Below are 17,811 nucleotides of genomic sequence, written 5' to 3'. Positions count from 1 at the left end.
CATATATAAACGTAACATTAGTAAGAGTATTAACTAATAATTTTCCTTTAAGTACTCCTAATACTCGGTTTCTATAAGCTCTGGTTCATCTATTAATATACCAAGGTAAAACCAAAAATATAAATTATATGGATATATCTCTAAAGTATTAGTAAAAAGACAAGAAACTATAGTGCCTATTATTATTATTATCCCTAATTGCCCTTTACTTCTTTTTTTAAAGAACACATAGAGTATATAAAATATAATTAACAAAAATATTATTATACCTAGTATACCTATTTGATAATAAATAGCTAAAAATTGATTATCAACAGCATATCCATTTAGAGATCTGTTGATTTCTTCTAATTTTACACTCGAAGCTCCAACTGATCCAAGTCCACTCCCGATTATTCCTTTGGTTGAAAATGGATCAAACTCTATTAAGTTCCAGTGAGAGAGCCTATCTTCAAGTGAGTGAATTGAAAATAATGAATTATTTACTTTTGACATGATGAATAAAAAAATGGGTACAAAGATTAATAAAAGTGAAGAATAAATAATAAACTTGGTACGACTTGTAAGAACTCTTAAAAAGAAAAGGGTGATATATGCGACTAACCAGTACATTATTGCTGATCTTATAGTACTAGAAAGTATAAAAACCATAGAAACTATAAAAAATAGTATTTTTATTTTTTTGTTTTTTATATTTCTTTCAATTATAATTGATAAAAATGCTAGTAGAATTGCATAACCATCTGGTGTACCTATTGTTGAGGGCAGCCTTAAGTAACCATAAAAATGCTTAACATTTATTCCATACTCATATCCGAAATTTAATAATTTTTCAATACCTAAAAAATATTGTATTAACCATGTAGCTGTAATAATGAAGAAAATACCCTTAAAACAATTTAATATTTTATCTTTTTTTATAAAATTGCTTAATAATATACCTGTAAAAAGCATGACTATAGGAAGTATAGTAATTTTTAAACCATATAATAATGATTGTTCGCTTAAATTTAAGAACATGTAAGGAATAATAATTATAGGGATATAAAAAAGAAACAGAACAAACAAAACAAATAAATCCTTTTGTTGCTTTTTGAAAATAATTATAAATAATGTTATAAACGAAATCACTAGAAGAATAATATCTTTTATTGACCTTATCATCATATTTTCTTCAAATACTGCGATAGTTCCATAAATTGCTGCATAATAAAAAAATATTATTATGAAATTTAAATTATATCGATTTAAATTAGCTAATCCCGTGTTTATTACCATCGATAGTAACCTCGTTTTTTTTATTAAAAAATTTATTATAAACATCAATATATAGCTTAATATTATTAATATATTTGCTAGATTCAATATAACAATTACTAATTATAGATTTTCTTTTTTGTGTGCTTAATTCAGAGAAGAAAATTATTTTTTTTATAAAATCACTATAAGTAGGACTTGCCAATAATATTTGTTTTTCAACTAATATCTCAGGAATACCACCAACATTAGAACCCAATACAGGCGTACCTTGTCGATATGATTCAATTATTACTCTTCCAAATGGCTCATTCCAGATCGATGGGACAATAGTAAGATCGGATTGTGCCATAAGTTTATAGACTTCATCTTTTGTAGTTTTACCCAAAAAAATAATTCGTTTATCAAAATTACTTAGTTCTTTAATTTTACTTTCAAACGAACCAGAACCACATATATATATTTTTGAAATAAGATTTTCTTTAGTGTTATTTATTATATCTATTAAAATTTGAATTCCTTTATTCTCCGCAAGTTGTCCATAATAGCCAATAATTAGCCCTTTTGTATTTGAACTTAAATAAGTTTTTTTGTATTTTTTAGTATGAACTACATTAAATATACGATCTACTGGGATATTTTTAAAAAAACCTTTATTTGTATGTTCCTTATAGATAAAATTTGAAATACCTACCACAAAATCTATGTTTTGTGCACGTTTAATATTAATTTTAGAAATAATATTACTTAGTGTTTTATTTTTCACAGGATCGATTAAAGCATAATCTCTTAATGTATGAATTACAGGTATTGAGAGTTTTTTTCCTATCCTCCATATATATGTGCCTATACACATTAAATTATTTGTATGAATAATATCCGGTTTAATAGTGGTAATTGTTTTTAATAATAGATTATATTGCACAGGATTAAAGGTATTTATTAAATGCCACAGAAGTTTTGTATAATTACTTTTCACTTCTTTTTCTGGTGGCCAATAAATATTTTTAATAGGCATTCTATATATTTTTACCCCATTAATTTCCTCAATTATTATATCGTTACTTTTATTTTTAGTAGATGTTAATACAAATACTTCAAAGTTATTCTGTAACCCTTCTGCTAAGAGTTGAGTAGATATCTCCGCACCACCTATGACAGTTGGGTCGTAATAAGAATTAACAATTAAAATTTTCTTTTTCAAAACTAATCCTTCCTATACTCTTATTTAAAGTATTTTGCTTTTTAATTCGATTACTATTCTTCTATTTAAGAATATGTGGACTAATAAAGATATAACTAAAATAGAAAAAGTAAATAAATTTGTCTTAGTGAAGGTGAAAATCAATGATATGATTAACAATAATGATAAACTTACAAAGAATTTTTTTAGAGTTAAATTCATATTGAAATAAAAATTCCCAACGATAGTTCTCAAAAACATAAATAAAATATATGAAATACCAGTTGATATTGCTGCTCCTTTTGCCCCCCAATTCGGAATAAACAAATAGTTTAAGATTATATTTAATAAGCAAGTAACTATTGCAATAATTATTTGCCATTTTTGTTTTTTGTAAAAATTTATTCCGACTACACTAATCTCTGAAATTGTGTACATTATAGGAATAAATATCAACATCGGAAACACATATATTGCATTTTCGTATGAGTTGCCAAAGATATATATTAAGAAATCTCTAAATAAAATTAAGACAAAGCCAAGTGTTATCATAACGAATGAAACCAAATTAAACATTTGTTTAAAAAAATCAGTCGAATTCTTTTTTAAGCCGAAAAATTTTTCATTACTAACAGGTACCCAAAAAGTAGTAAAACTTACTTGTAATATATTTAATATTGATATAATTTTAAATGCTGCTGAATAGATTCCTAATTCATTATAACCAGCTATATTTTTTATTAAGAACCTATCGGCATATTGAAATAACCATGTGATTATTAATGATATAGCTAAAGGAAATCCGTAGCGAAAAAGTTTACTAAATTTAATAGTTCTACCTTCAATTCTTTGGAGGTTTTTTATGTTTAAACTACTTTTAAACATGTAACCAACTAAAGTTGTAAAAAATACAGACAATAAGAATGATATTATTGGTATTAAATAATTTTGCAAATGATTATTTAAAAAATAATACAAAACAATCAAAAGAATTAATTCTGTTACCTTCATAGTTACTTGAAATAATGAATATAATTTGGCTTTTTGTTCCATTCTAAACAAAAGTAAAATAAATTTATTTAAAATACCAATAATTAAGCCGAAAATTAATAGGAAACCTATTAAAGTACTTTCTATATTAAAAATAAATTTAATTACAACATTCAGCCATGGTAATAATATTAAAGAAAATACTATACTAATTAATAAGGAAGAAGTTAAGGTAAGATAAAAAAGTTTAAGAGGATTAGATCCATCATAATAATACCTCGCGTAACTTTGGTCTAATCCCATTGTAGCAATCACAATTAAAAAATTTACGGTAATAGTAAATAAAGAAAAAACCCCAAATTCTTCCGGTGTTAAAATTCTTGTAATAATTGGTGTGGATATTAGTGCAATAAGTAAAGTAATCCAATTTCCAATGGAGAATGCAATAAACTTTTTTAATAGTTGGTTCTTAAATATTTTCACTGATGAGGTACATCTCCTTGGAAATGGTTAAATCGTTATTACACAAACTTTGTATAGTTTTCGAAGCTTCTTCAGACATTTTTTGAAATAATATTGGATCATAATATAGTTCTTCAATTGCTTTAGCCATTTCTTCTGGGGTGTTTCTTAAGAAGCCACTTTCTCCATCATGAACAAATTCAGGAATTGCTGTATTTAAAGAAGTGATAGGTATCAAACCGCTTGACATGGCCTCACACATTGATACACCTTGTGCATCTTGTCTTGTTGGGCATAGAAAAATCCCGTGTTCTTTGTGTATATCTGAGATTTCCTCTTGCGTTAAAAATCTATTGTTTATGGATATATTTTCAAAAGCACTAAGTTGTGAGGTTAATTTATCAAAGTGTCTCCCTTTACCATAAATAGTAATTTCTAAATTTTCGAAAAAATGTTTTCTACTCAACATTAAAATTGTTTTTATTGCAATATCATTTGCATATTTTTTTGAATCAAATGGTCTTATTAATAGTATTTTTTTTCTGTGTTCAATAGGCTTCTTAACATAATTAAAAAGTTTGATGTCTATCGGATTTGGAATAATTGAACTATTATTTAATTTTGAAAAGGTATCCGTTTCAAGAATTTTCTTCATCCATTTTGAAACAAAAACAAATTTAACCTTTTTATTTTTCGTAGATGATATAAATCTATTAAGTAAGTACATTTGTAAAGTATTCTGCAATATATATTTAGGGAATTCCTTTAAATTGAAATTAAATAGTCTTCTATACCACCCCAATGCTTCTACACCATGTACCCATATAATTGTAGGAATACGAAAATTAATATTCCTAAGCACTTTCATCATATGTCTATCAATAAAATGAATTAAAATCTTGTTATAATAATTTCTATCTATTAAGTTTTGTAATTCTTGTGAATTGCCTTCAATTACATTTACATTTTCAAATTTATATTGTTCCTTATTTGAATGATTTAAAACAAAAATTGTAATTTCAAGATTTGGATTAAGAACTTTATAATTAAGAACTCTTCTATGAACAAAAGCGTTTCTATATAAATTATCTTGCTTCGGATACATACTAGTTATTAACAGTAATTTCATATCGTCACTACTCTCAAAAAGTGGTTAATGCTCTTATTTTAAAAGGCACCATTTGATTTTATTATACTAGTTATTGTTTTAATAATTATCTTAATATCATACATGATACTTCTATTTGAAATATAATATAAATCTAACTCTACCATTTGATCAAACCCTAGATTATTTCTACCACTAACTTGCCAAAGACCTGTACAACCAGGTGTCACAATTAATCGTTGTTTGTGATACTTGGTATATTCTCTAACCTCTCTTGGAAGAGGAGGACGTGGACCTACAAGGCTCATATCACCCCTTAATACATTCCACAACTGAGGAAGTTCATCAATGCTAGTCTTTCGAATAAACTTCCCGATTTTTGTAATACGGGGATCTTCTTTCATTTTAAACATAGCTCCTTCAATCTCATTATACTGAAGAAGTTCTGCTAACCTCTCTTCAGCATCACTAACCATAGAACGGAACTTATACATATAAAACTTTTTGCCGTCTTTTCCAACGCGAATTTGTTTAAATAAGATTGGTCCTTTGGAATCTTCTTTTTTAATTAATATTGCTGTAGCTAAGAATACTAATGATAATAATATAATTCCTATGAGTGCACCAACAATGTCCACCCCTCTTTTTAACAGTAAATAAAGTGGTTTATCATCAGCTGTAACCACAATATGCTTTTGAGTAGTATGCGTATTTACAGTCATTTTATGTTCTGCTACTACTGGCATTCGTTACCCTCCCTTTCATTATTCTCAAACTTTAACTACTTCTTTTGCATTAATAGCTGGTCTTCCCATTGAATAATATTCAATTTTGGAATTTTTTAACTTCTCTATATCCATGCAATTACGCCCATCAAACACAATCGGATGAGTTAGGTTAGATTCATCTAGTAAATTGTGTAGATTTTTAATTTCAGACCATTCGGTAAGTATAAGTATCGCATCAACATTTGTTATCGCTTCTTCAATACTAGATTTATAATGAATATTTTCATTCAATACTTTTTTTGCATTTTCAGAAGCTATTGGATCATATGCATTAACATTAGCTCCTTGGATAATTAGATGATTTGTTATAGGAATTGAAGGAGCTTCACGCATATCATCTGTATTAGGCTTAAATGCAAGACCTAACACTGCAATATTCTTTCCTTCTAAACTTTCAAATCTCTTATGAAGCTTATTTAACAAGATACTTTGTTGCTTTCTATTAACCTCAATAACACCTTTTAACAATTCAAATTCATATTCTACGTTTCCAGCTATTTGCACCAGAGCTTTTGTATCTTTTGGGAAGCAAGAACCGCCATATCCTATACCAGCATTCAAAAATTGAGAGCCTATTCGATTGTCTTTTCCCATTCCTATCGCAACATCTTCAACATTTGCTCCAACTCTTTCGCAAATATTTGAGATTTCATTAATAAAACTAATTTTAGTTGCAAGAAAGGCGTTCGCTGCATACTTAATCATTTCCGCGCTGCGAATATCCGTTTTGAACACTGAGATACCAAAAGGCTTATTAATCTCTTCAAGTAAACTAGCTGTTTCTGGATTTTCAGTTCCAACAACGATTCTATCTCCATTAAAAGAATCATAGATAGCCGATCCTTCTCTTAGAAATTCAGGATTGGAGACCACTTCTACATTTACATTTGTCTTTAGATGATTTTGAATCGTTTCTTTAATCCAATGATTCGTCCCTACAGGTACAGTACTCTTTGTTACAACAACTAAATCTTTAATAGCATTTTGGGCTATATCAATAGCAACTTGCTCAACAAATGATAAATTGGCTGAACCATCTTCATTCTCCGGTGTACCTACTGCAATATAGATCACATCAGATGTTTGAAAAGGAACGATATATTCGGTTGTAAAGTCTAAACGACCAATTTCTATATTTTTTACCATGAGCTCATCTAGTCCTGGTTCAAAAATAGGAGATATCCCTTTTTTCATCTTTTTTACTTTTTCTTCATCGATATCTATGCATATCACGTTATGTCCGATTTCCGACAAACAAGTGCCTGTTACAAGGCCAACGTAACCTGTACCTACTACAGTTATTTTCACTATTAGTAAATCTCCTTTTTATTAATTCATAGTAAATACCTAATGAAAGAGCACTCAAAAATGTCCTTTCATTAGGTATCCATAATGTAAAAGCGTTTTCATATAAGCTGGTTTTCTAAAAATAATAAGAGGGGCATTTAACCCCACCTCACACCACACCTTTGACGACTAGCGTCTAAGGTAAGCTTGGTACCCACAATGTGACCGAGTGCCACCTTTGATAAAGGTAAGGAGGCATCACCTATTATTAACAATCCTTAATGATACTTCTGTTTCTGTTAACTTAACTTCTTACTTTTACCTGCTCAATCAATCGCTCTAATTCTGGTAAAAGTTGTTTACTAATTTCTTTATCTTTTAGTGCGAACTCAATCGTTGTTGTTATAAACCCTAATTTCTCACCTACATCAAATCTTTGTCCATTAAAATTATAAGCAAACACTCTCTGTAATAGATTAAGTTTCTGAATTGCATCGGTTAATTGGATCTCTCCGCCTGCACCTGTCTCCTGTTCATCCAAATATGTAAAAATCTCAGGAGTTAAGATATAACGACCCATAATTGCAAGATTAGATGGTGCAGTTCCTTGTTTTGGCTTTTCTACAAAGTTATTAACCCCGTAAAGATTTCCTAACTTACTCATCGGATCAACAATTCCATAACGACTTGTTTGATCTTCGGGAACTTCTTGAACTCCTATTACAGAAGAACCAGTTTTTTCATATTGTTCAATTAGTTGCTTTAAGCAAGGTTTGTCTGCTTGTACGATGTCATCCCCTAGTAATACGGCAAAGGGCTCATCTCCAATAAATTTTTTTGCACAATTTACGGCGTGACCTAAACCTTTTGGTTCTTTCTGACGAATATAATGTATATCAGCTAATTTTGAGGACTGTTTGACTTTATCTAATAGATCAAACTTCCCCTTTTCAAACAGGTTTTGTTCGAGCTCAAAGGCATGGTCGAAATGATCTTCAATCGCTCGCTTTCCTTTACCTGTTACTATAATGATGTCTTCAATGCCCGATTCGATGGCTTCCTCAACGATGTACTGGATCGTTGGTTTGTCCACTATTGGTAGCATCTCTTTAGGCATCGCTTTTGTTGCCGGCAAAAAACGGGTCCCTAATCCTGCTGCCGGTATAATGGCTTTTCTTACTTTTTTCATTATTTAGGTTGTCCTCCTTTAAAATATCCCTAGAAACTTCTTTTTCTTGATCTGTTGTGGTTGTTCAATTAGAACACTCTCGCCACTCATTACCTGCTGTGCATTTTCTTGTAAATAATATCTTGTGTCCGTTCCAAACTGTTTTTGAATAGTTTCATAAGCTTGCGTTAAATGAAACCCTCGACTCGTTATGTTATGTGCATCTGATGCAATGAAGTGAGCCATATTTGACTTTATTAGGTCTTGAGAGAAATTCATGATTTTTTTACCGAAGTTTCCGATCACGGAATTTGCTGTTATTTGTGTTAGTGCACCTGTGATAATGAAGTCTTTAAGCAAGTCAGGGTTTTCCATAATTTCACTGTTTCTTTCTGGATGAACAATAATAGGTGTGTAGTTTCTAAGACTGAGTTCATAGAGAATTTCTGTGGCGTATGCTGGAACATTGCTTGAAGGAAGTTCAATTAATAAATATTTCAACTCATGGTGTAACGGCATTAATGTATCCCGATCAAGATCTTCTATAAGTTCTTTATATATACGAATTTCCTGTCCGGGAAGAATGGTAAGTGGGATTCCTCTTATTATTAGTTCTTGATTCAATTGGTCTACTACATTTAAAATTGTTTGCTTTTCATTTTCAAATCTGCCGTTGCGATGATGTGGTGTTGCGTAGAGATATGTAATCCCCTCTTTTACGGCTGCCTCTGCCATATTGATTGCTTCATTTAAGTTCTGGGCCCCATCATCTACTCCCGGCAAAATATGACTATGTATGTCGATCATTCATACTTCAGCCCCTTACCATACTTAAGAACTAGCTTTCTACAAAACTAGTTCTTAATACTTACACAGCCTATCAAAAATTATCGTAACATACAGACATATTCTGACAACCGTGTATTTTTGTCGATTTGTGTCATTTTACAGGTTAATTCGCCCCGTAGTAGTAGTAATAGTTATCGTTACTTACGTCTTTACCATTTAAAACCGTTCCTAGTATTTTTGCATTTGCATGAAGAAGGAGTTCTTTAGACTTGATTGCAGCTTCTACTTCGGTTTTCCCACTAGAAATAACAAGGATTACTCCATCCACTCTATTCGCTAACAATTGCCCATCTGTAACAGCCATAATTGGCGGTGTGTCAAACAGTACATAATCGTATAAGCTGCTTGCTTCTTCAATTAACTGATCCATCGAATTAGAATTAATTAATTCAGAAGGGTTAGGTGGAACGGGCCCACTTGGCAATACATCGATGTCTGGAATCTTTGTTGCTACTACAGCTTCTTTTAACGATCGCTGGCGTGTCAGTACGTTTGTTACTCCATAAATGTTACTCACATTAAACGTGTAATGTACCGTTGGTTTACGAAGGTCTCCATCAATTAAAAGGACTTTCTTACCTTGTTGAGCGAGAACAACCGCTAAGTTAGCTGCTGTCGTGGATTTACCTTCTCCCGGACCAGATGAAGTAATCATCAATGTCTTAAACTCTTTATCAACAGATGCGAATTGTATATTCGTACGAATGGTTCGATATTGCTCAGAAATTGGTGACTTCGGATTGTTATGTGTGATTAAACTACGTTGAGTTAAATCTTTAATAGTTTTTTTAAACTTACGACTCAAGCGTTCCACTTCCCATCCGCTTACTTGCTGCTTTATTCATCATTGGAGCTCTTTCATCTTCTACTGATATTTTTGGAATTACACCAAGTATCGGTAACTGAAGAGCATTTTGAATATCTTCTTCTGTTTTTAATGTGTTATCTAAGTATTCAAGTAAGAATGCAAGTCCTACACCTGCCATTAAACCCACAACTAAAGCGATTGCCATGTTTAGAAGTGGCTTTGGATTAACTGGTGTTGGATTATCTTTTAATACTGCAGGCGAAAGTACTCTTACGTTATCAACATTCATTAATTCAGGCACTTCTGTACTGAATGTTTCCGCAATGCTGTTTGCAATCTTAACTGCTTGTGCAGGATCTTCATCTTCTACAGTTAAATTAAATACTTGAGCGTTTTGTTCACTATTTACTGTAATCTTATGTGTTAGTTCTTCAGTTGTTTGCTTTAAGTTTAATTCTTTTCCAACTTGATCTAAGATCGTTGGGCTTTTAATAATAACGCTATATGTGTTAATCATTTCAACGTTTGTACGAACTTGATTCGGGTCGAGTACGGGTTGATCACTTGATTTTTGGTTAACTAGAAGTTGAGTTGAAGCTTGATAAACCGGTGTAAGTATAAAATAAGAGATAATACCGCTAATTGCTACGGCGACAGCTGAGATTAAAGCAATCAACGTAAGCCGTTTTTTTAATGTAACGGCAATATCTTTTAACGAAATCGTTTCTTCCATGAAACCCTCCACGTTAGCTAAAAAGTATTTTAAAGTCCGTAGTATTATAGCATATATCATTGTCAAAACAGGGACTTTTTTATAATTTATTGTAAAAAATGGTCGTAATTTAACGTTATTGTAACATAACTATAACATTTTGTAACAGTGCTTTTGGCATATTCTATTAAAGTTGGACATGATATACTTTTAAAATAGATTGCTAAATTAATAAGAAAGAAGAGATTAAGTAAATGAAGAAATTTCTAATAATTATAGGGATTATGTTAGGTCTTGCTGTTTTAGGAGTAGGAGGCTACGCTTTTTATCTGTATGATTCGGCAAAAGACGCTGTATCTGAAATGCACGAGAAGATTGAAACTGACAAACCCAAGCCTGTTATTACGGGAAAAGAGGAAGACTTAAAACCGATTTCTATTATGTTACTAGGTGTGGACGAGCGTGAAGGTGATAGCGGCCGATCAGATACAATTATTATAGTAGCTGTTGATCCGAAGGAAGACAAAATGCTCATGTTCAGCATCCCGCGTGACACTCGTACTGAAATTGTCGGAAAAGGGATGGACGACAAGATCAACCACGCATACGCATTCGGTGGCACACAGATGGCAATGGATACTGTAGAGAATTTCCTGGATACACCTATTGATTATTATGTAAAAGTGAATATGGAATCGTTTAAAGATATTGTTGATGCAGTTGGTGGCGTTAATGTAAATAACCCAAGAGCATTTGATTATGAGGGATACTCTTTCCCGGCTGGTCAACAGGAATTAGAAGGAAAAGAAGCATTAGCCTATTCCAGAATGAGATATGAAGATCCTAAAGGCGACTTAGGACGAAACGACCGCCAGCGCCAGGTGATCAATTCTATTATAGATAAAGGTGCACGTGTTTCTTCTATTACTAAATTTGATAACATACTTGATATTCTAAGTGATAACGTAAAAACGAATATGACGTTCCAGGAAATGAAGGATATTCAGAAAAACTATAAAGGTGCAAGAAGAAATCAACAGTCTACCGAAATAAAAAGTTCCGGAAAGATGATAAATGGCACGTATTATGGAATCGTTGATGATAGTGAAAGAAACCGAATACATGATCTTTTGAATGAATATTTAAATTAATAGGACATTAGAACCAGACCTTGTAATCGTCTGGTTTTTTGTTACACTTTTTTAAAGTAATAATACGAATCACTAAATTACTGAATTGAATTGGATTTTTATGAAAACATTAACCCATCTTAACGTACTATTACTTTTGTAGAAAAATGATAGTTTTCGTAATTTTTCGACAAAAATAATCATTTTACACCCATTACCAAATTAAAGGGTATATGATACTATGATATTAGTAGGATAAATAAGGAGGTACCGTCTTTGTCTACGATTTCCGTATTAATGGTTGAACCATCCAAACGTCCATCCATTGTTTCGATTAATAATGACATGAGCACTTTTGAAGATATTGTTAATGGGCCACTAGATTTGCAGTCGTTCTATCGCTCACCATTCAAAATAGTTTGCAGCGTTGATAACGGTTATGAACTTACATATGCTAAGAAAAAACCCCGAGATAGCTTTTTTATTGTAAAGCACGATGGAGATTTCCGAAGCATTGATCGCGCAGAAGCAGAAGAAATCCGCGAATATCTTAAAGATAAAATGAAAAAATGGAAATAAAAATACCAGCCCCGTTGGCTGGTATTTTTCATTTTATAGTTAATTAATCACTCGTGATAAGAATGCGGCGAATTCTGCTCTTGATAATTCAGCGTTTGGTCTAAAGGTGTTATCACTAAAACCGCTTGTTAGATTATTAAATACTAACACACTAATCGGTTTATATGCCCAATGAGTAGAAGGTACATCTGTGAATCCAAGTGTTCCTTCACCCTTTAAGTTATAAGCTCTTTCCATAATAGAAGCGATCTCAGCCCGTGTAATCGGAGCATTAGGCTTAAACGTTCCATCATTGTAGCCACTCATAATCTTGTTCGCTTGAATAGCACCTATGACATTAGACGCCCAATAATTTGAGGGAATATCAGTAAAAGTTGAAGGAGTTCCCTCTAATTTAAGGTGTCTTGCGATTATAGATGCGACTTCCGCTCTCGTTATCTTTTTACTTACACCGAAAGAGCCGTCAGTATATCCTTTCACCAATCCTAGTTCAGATAATTTAATCATCTCATTCTCAGCCCAGTGACCTTTAATATCTGTAAAGTACTGAGGTTTGACTGGTGGTGTTGCGTTCTTTACAACGATTTCGTAAATTTCACTCTCATTACCTATGAGATCCGCTGCTCTCACTAATAGCTTTGTATCAGCATTTTGTTGAGGTATTGAAACCTCGAAGCTCCCGTCTTCTGCAGCATAAGCTGATCCTAATAACTCAGATTCATGATGAACAGAGACAATTGCTCCCGGTTCTGCTGTTCCTGTAATAATTGTAGATTCACTTGTTACCTCATTTACACTCGTTAATTGAGGAGGTGTTGTATCCTTTACCGTGATTTCTAATACTTCACTTGGATTACCGGCTGTATCAGTTGCTGTGATAGTTAACTTGGTATTAGATGATTGAACTGGAATACTGATTGTGAAAGTTTCATCTTCTTTTGCAACAGCAGAACCGATTTCTTCAGATCCAGCTTTTACAGAGAGCGTTGAACCAGCTTCTGCAGTTCCTTTAATTCCAGTGGTTTTATCAGTCACTTCCTGGACAACAGGCTTTTCAGGATTTGTTACATCCTTAACCATTATCTCTTGAGCTTCACTCTTGTTTCCGGATTGGTCTGTTACTGTGATAGATAGCTTTGATCCAGCCTTTTGAACTGGAATTGCAACTTCAAAAGTTCCGTCTTCCTTAACAACAGTTGTTGCTAATTCTTGTGTTCCTGCTTTTATCGTAATCGTTGAACCTGGTTCTGCAGTTCCTGCAAGAACAGTTGATTTGTCTGTCACTTCGTTAACAACAGGCTTTTCAGGAAAAGTTACATCTTTAACTGTAATCTCTTGAGCTTCACTTTTGTTCCCAGCTTGGTCTGTTACTGATGTAACTAATTTTGTTCCCGCTTTTTGAACTGGAATCGTAATGTTGAAAGTTCCATCTTCTTTTGCAGTTGTTGAACCTATTTCGTCTGATCCTACTCTCACAGAGACAGTTGATCCTGCTTCTGCTTTTCCTGTAATAGAAGTGGACTGGTCAGTTACTTCGTGAACAACAGGTTTTTCAGGATTGGTTACGTCTTTAACTGCGATCTCCTGCGCTTCACTCTTGTTACCAGCTTGATCGGTCGCTGCAATAATTAACTTTGTTCCAGCCTTTTGAACCGGAATTGCAACTTCAAAAGAACTATCATCCTTAACAACTGTTGTTGCCAGAATTTCTGTTCCTGATTCTACTGTAATAGTTGATCCTGATTCTGCAGTTCCTTTTACCAAAGTTGATTTATCAGTTACTTCTTGAACGGAAGGCTGATCAGGATTTGTTACATCCTTAACTATGATTTCCTGAGATTCACTCTTGTTACCAGCTTTGTCTGTTGCTGTGACAGTTAACATTGTTCCTGCTTTTTGAACTGGAATAGCGACTTCAAAAGTACCGTCTTCCTTAACAACTGTAGTTGCTAGGTTTTCTGTTCCTGATACAACTGTAATAGTTGAACCAGATTCAGCAGTTCCTTTCACCTCAGTTGATTTATCCGTTACTTCTTGAACGATAGGCTTTTCTGGATTCGTTACATCCTTAACTGTGATTTCCAGCACTTCACTCTTGTTACCAGCTTTGTCTGTTGCTGTAACAGAAAGCTTTGTTCCTGCTTTTTGAACTGGAATGTTGATGTTGAAAGTTCCATCTTCTTCAGCAGTTGTTGAACCTATTTCGTCCGTTCCTACTTTTACATAAACTGTTGAGCCTGCTTCTGCTTTACCAGTTACAGCAATTGATTTATCCGTTACTTCATCAACTGTTGGAGTATCTGGAGCTATTACATCCTTTTTATTGATAGTAAAAGTACCGCTGTTTAAATCCGACTCTCCATTATGGAGGATGGTCGCGTTTTGATTTGTATCTTTGATTTCAATAGTATCAATCAGCCAGTTTCCGATTTCTGTGGATTCATCAACTAAGAATTCACCAAAGAACTTTCCACTTGTCGCGTAGTAGTTTAAAACGATTGAATGCTTAGTCTCACTTACAGGAGACGTATAGTGAACAACCGCTTCCTGTAGATGAGTATCATCAGCAGCTTCTACAGTAATTCCTATTTTATCTCCTGATTCCGCCATTTTCTTATCGATAGTTAGGCTCTTGAATGTAGGAGGGTTTTCTTCTGTATATACTTTAAAATCTCCGGAATTAAAGAGATCACCATAGTATGAATCATATAGAGCAGTCGTATTATTGAAAGTGTAATAGAGGCTTATCATGTATACATTGTAGTTTGTTTCTTCTTTATGCAATTCTACCGGCATACTTCCTTCAAATGCATTTGATTCAGGATTGTAGTGAAGACCTACCGTAAAGTTTTTTCCATTATCAGGCGATTCGTAGTACAAATTCATGTAACTTAACCCTGTGGGATCTGTTACATCTACACTCACATGCATTGTGTCACCAGCAGTTACTTCTTTATTTATGACCTTGATACTCTCTATAACATCTTTCCCGCTCGTTCCACTAACAGTAAAATCTCCCGTATCGAACAGACTTCCATATTGCCAATTGTATAGAGCGGTTGTAACACCAGGGCCATACATACTGAGCATGTCTAATTGATATATCCCTGAGTCAAAGTTACTTTGAACCGAAACTATCCCTTCGTACACATCTGTTTCTGCGTTATATACTACAGTGACGTTATGACTTTTATTCGTGATCGGCGTATCATAATATAAAATCATGGTATGTACATCTAACTTTTGAGATGTTTTAACCTTGATTCCCAATGTCTCACCAGCAGCAACTTCTTTTTTATCTAACGTAATACTTTCAATCACATTGATTCCTGAAGTACCAGTAACAACAATATCCCCGTTCTCAAATTGAAGAGGATCCTCGTATTTCTGGATACTATGAATACCTAATACACCATACGTACTTAACATAGTCAGCTCATATGTACCTGTTTCCAGATAACTATTAATAGGAAAATATCCCTCATAACTTCCTGTTAACGGGTTGAGATCCAATCGCACAGTATAATTCTGACTAGTGACTGGTGAATGGTAATAAGCATTAAGATAATCAATACCCGTATAATCTTTCATTTTCACACTAACTTGTACAGTTTCACCTATCGTAACTTGTTGTTTATCGATACTTATACTTTCAACGACTGTATTTTCATCTTCTGTAACCACGATGGCTGTTGGATCACTGGTGTTCCCAGCGGCATCTTTCACTTCAACTGTCAACTCTGTTCCCGTCAACTGAATAGGGATATAAACCGTGAAATACCCGTCTTCTCCCACTACTGCTGAACCAATCTCTCCAGTTCCTGCTTGGACGGAAACAGTTGATCCAGCTTCAGCTGTTCCTGTAAGTGTAGATGACGTATCCGTAATTCCATTAACGATTGGCGCTTGTGGCTTTGTGACGTCTTTAACAGTTACACTCTTCGGCTCACTGCTATTTCCCGCTTTATCTGTAGCTGTGATTGATAATATTGTCCCTGCTTTTTGCATGGGGATAGTGATGGTGAATGTTCCGTCTTCTGCCGCTTCAGTAGAACTTAATTCTTCGGTTTCAGCTTTTACAGATACCGTTGCGCCAGGCTCAGCAGAACCTGTGATGGCTGAAGATTGGTCTGTAACTTCATCCACTGTTGGGATTTCAGGAGGTGTGGTGTCTTCAGTTTCGTGAGTTATTTTGAAATCTGTTTGACTTTTAAAAGGTAATAATGCACCACTATTTTGGCGGACTGTTTCGTAATTACCTGCCTTATCTCTTAAATCAATCCAACTTATACTCCATACTCCTGCTTCATCCGTTGAGTTTATTGGATAGTTCCCTTCCCAAACACCCTCATTAAAGTTATAGTTCAATCTAATTCCTTCCACTCTGTTACCAGAAGGCGATTTATAAACTACGTAAGCATATTCTACTCCTGACCTATCATCTTTCAGGTGTGCTTTTACTGTTATTTTATCTCCAGGTTGAGCTTCTTTTGGACTTACATCAATATTCGTAATTTCTGGAGGTGAGGAGTCTCCATTTTCATTTGCTATTGTAATATCTGTTTGGCTTTTAAAAGGCAATAACGCATCACTATTTTGGCGGACTGTTTCGTAATTACCTGCTTTGTCTCTTAAATCAATCCAACTTATACTCCATATTCCTTCTTCATCGGTCGATTGAATTGTATAGGTTCCTTCCCAAACTTCTTCAGTAGAGTTATAGTTTAATCTAATTCCTTCTACTCTATTTCCAGAAGGCGATTTGTAAACTACGTACGCATACTCTACTCCTGACCGATCATCTTTCAGGTATGCCTTTATTGTTATATTATCTCCAGGTTTAGCTTCTTTTGGACTTACATCAATACTCGTAATTTCTGGAGGTGTGGAGTCTCCATTTTCATTTGCTATTGTAAAATCCGTTCGACTTTTAAAGGGCAATAATGCATCACTATATTGGCGGACTGTTTCGTAATTGCCTGCTTTATCTCTTAAATCAATCCAACTTATACTCCATATTCCCTCTTCATCGGTCGATTGAATTGTATAGTTTCCTTCCCAAACTTCTTCAGTAGGGTTATAGTTTAATCTAATTCCTTCTACTCTATTTCCAGAAGGCGATTTATAAACTACGTAAGCATATTCTACTCCTGACTGATTATCTGTAAGGTGAGCTCTTATCTTCAATGTATCCCCAACACTTACTATTTGTTGGCTTACTTCAATACTTTCTATTTCTGGAGGTATTGAATCACCCATAGTAGCAGCAAACGCCTCTATCCCAGGCATGATTGGCTGTATGATTAAAGCAAATATAAGTCCAATCATGATCGTAATTTTTAATCCTTGTTGTTTAAGAACGTTCATTACATATCTCCCCTTTCTTATAAGATCAACTACCAGATTATTTTTATAAGAAAATAAAACTTTATCCTAGTATGATATTTTTTACCTAGTTTGTTTTATCCTCCCTTTTTACTACTTACTAAT

General features: G+C 33.3%; 13 protein-coding genes. 2 read left to right on the top strand and 11 right to left on the bottom strand.

Features of this window, described 5'->3' with window-relative positions; all coding sequences use genetic code 11:
* Positions 1–57: 57 nt before the first annotated feature.
* From EV282_RS02155 to EV282_RS02110, 10 genes are all read right to left on the bottom strand, one after another.
* Positions 58–1,278 (bottom strand): hypothetical protein, encoded by a 1,221-nt coding sequence (locus EV282_RS02155; protein WP_130293378.1) that lies wholly within the window; start codon positions 1,276–1,278, stop codon positions 58–60.
* Positions 1,253–2,461, bottom strand: coding sequence for a glycosyltransferase family 4 protein (locus EV282_RS02150; RefSeq protein ID WP_130293376.1), 1,209 nt, complete (start codon positions 2,459–2,461; stop codon positions 1,253–1,255). Before EV282_RS02150 ends, EV282_RS02155 begins: the two co-directional genes overlap by 26 nt.
* A 24-nt stretch (positions 2,462–2,485) precedes the next feature.
* Entirely contained in the window at positions 2,486–3,913 is a 1,428-nt protein-coding gene (locus tag EV282_RS02145; protein ID WP_130293374.1) for an oligosaccharide flippase family protein, read from the bottom strand.
* Positions 3,900–5,021 (bottom strand): glycosyltransferase family 4 protein, encoded by a 1,122-nt coding sequence (locus tag EV282_RS02140; protein WP_130293372.1) that lies wholly within the window; start codon positions 5,019–5,021, stop codon positions 3,900–3,902. The genes EV282_RS02145 and EV282_RS02140 overlap by 14 nt, the downstream gene beginning before the upstream one ends.
* 38 nt (positions 5,022–5,059) lie before the next feature.
* On the bottom strand, positions 5,060–5,722 hold the full coding sequence (locus EV282_RS02135) for a sugar transferase (protein WP_130296871.1): 663 nt from the start codon (positions 5,720–5,722) through the stop codon (positions 5,060–5,062).
* Between the two features lie 48 nt (positions 5,723–5,770).
* A complete protein-coding gene (locus EV282_RS02130; protein WP_130293370.1) occupies positions 5,771–7,096 on the bottom strand; it encodes a UDP-glucose dehydrogenase family protein in 1,326 nt (441 codons plus the stop codon).
* Positions 7,097–7,379: 283 nt separating this feature from the next.
* Entirely contained in the window at positions 7,380–8,264 is an 885-nt protein-coding gene (gene galU / locus EV282_RS02125; protein WP_130293368.1) for a UTP--glucose-1-phosphate uridylyltransferase GalU, read from the bottom strand.
* An 18-nt stretch (positions 8,265–8,282) separates the two neighbouring features.
* A complete protein-coding gene (locus EV282_RS02120; protein ID WP_130293366.1) occupies positions 8,283–9,050 on the bottom strand; it encodes a tyrosine-protein phosphatase in 768 nt (255 codons plus the stop codon).
* 145 nt (positions 9,051–9,195) lie between these two features.
* On the bottom strand, positions 9,196–9,897 hold the full coding sequence (locus EV282_RS02115; protein WP_130293364.1) for a CpsD/CapB family tyrosine-protein kinase: 702 nt from the start codon (positions 9,895–9,897) through the stop codon (positions 9,196–9,198).
* Entirely contained in the window at positions 9,887–10,633 is a 747-nt protein-coding gene (locus EV282_RS02110; RefSeq protein WP_130293362.1) for a YveK family protein, read from the bottom strand. Before EV282_RS02110 ends, EV282_RS02115 begins: the two co-directional genes overlap by 11 nt.
* A 233-nt stretch (positions 10,634–10,866) precedes the next feature.
* On the opposite strand from EV282_RS02110, the gene EV282_RS02105 reads away from it, so the two are divergent.
* Positions 10,867–11,763 (top strand): LCP family protein, encoded by an 897-nt coding sequence (locus EV282_RS02105; RefSeq protein ID WP_130293360.1) that lies wholly within the window; start codon positions 10,867–10,869, stop codon positions 11,761–11,763.
* Between the two features lie 255 nt (positions 11,764–12,018).
* Positions 12,019–12,321: a hypothetical protein gene (locus EV282_RS02100; RefSeq protein WP_130293358.1), complete on the top strand. Its 303-nt coding sequence runs from the start codon at positions 12,019–12,021 to the stop codon at positions 12,319–12,321.
* A 39-nt stretch (positions 12,322–12,360) separates the two neighbouring features.
* Here EV282_RS02100 and EV282_RS02095 read toward each other — a convergent pair whose 3' ends face one another.
* Positions 12,361–17,688 (bottom strand): Ig-like domain-containing protein, encoded by a 5,328-nt coding sequence (locus EV282_RS02095; protein WP_130293356.1) that lies wholly within the window; start codon positions 17,686–17,688, stop codon positions 12,361–12,363.
* Positions 17,689–17,811 lie beyond the last annotated feature (123 nt).

Source organism: Fictibacillus sp. BK138, assembly GCF_004216955.1.
Lineage (GTDB): Bacteria > Bacillota > Bacilli > Bacillales > Fictibacillaceae > Fictibacillus.
The sequence above is the reverse complement of the archived record's forward strand: the minus strand, read 5'-3'. Positions and strand labels throughout refer to the sequence as shown.

What these genes read in the sequence shown, in the direction of transcription:
- EV282_RS02155 (WP_130293378.1), bottom strand. Translation starts at nt 1,278, where the DNA reads ATGGTAATAAACACGGGATTAGCTAATTTAAATCGATATAATTTAAAT.
- EV282_RS02140 (WP_130293372.1), bottom strand. Translation starts at nt 5,021, where the DNA reads ATGAAATTACTGTTAATAACTAGTATGTATCCGAAGCAAGATAATTTA.
- EV282_RS02135 (WP_130296871.1), bottom strand. Translation starts at nt 5,722, where the DNA reads ATGACTGTAAATACGCATACTACTCAAAAGCATATTGTGGTTACAGCT.
- galU (WP_130293368.1), bottom strand. Translation starts at nt 8,264, where the DNA reads ATGAAAAAAGTAAGAAAAGCCATTATACCGGCAGCAGGATTAGGGACC.
- EV282_RS02120 (WP_130293366.1), bottom strand. Translation starts at nt 9,050, where the DNA reads ATGATCGACATACATAGTCATATTTTGCCGGGAGTAGATGATGGGGCC.
- EV282_RS02110 (WP_130293362.1), bottom strand. Translation starts at nt 10,633, where the DNA reads ATGGAAGAAACGATTTCGTTAAAAGATATTGCCGTTACATTAAAAAAA.
- EV282_RS02105 (WP_130293360.1), top strand. Translation starts at nt 10,867, where the DNA reads ATGAAGAAATTTCTAATAATTATAGGGATTATGTTAGGTCTTGCTGTT.
- EV282_RS02095 (WP_130293356.1), bottom strand. Translation starts at nt 17,688, where the DNA reads ATGAACGTTCTTAAACAACAAGGATTAAAAATTACGATCATGATTGGA.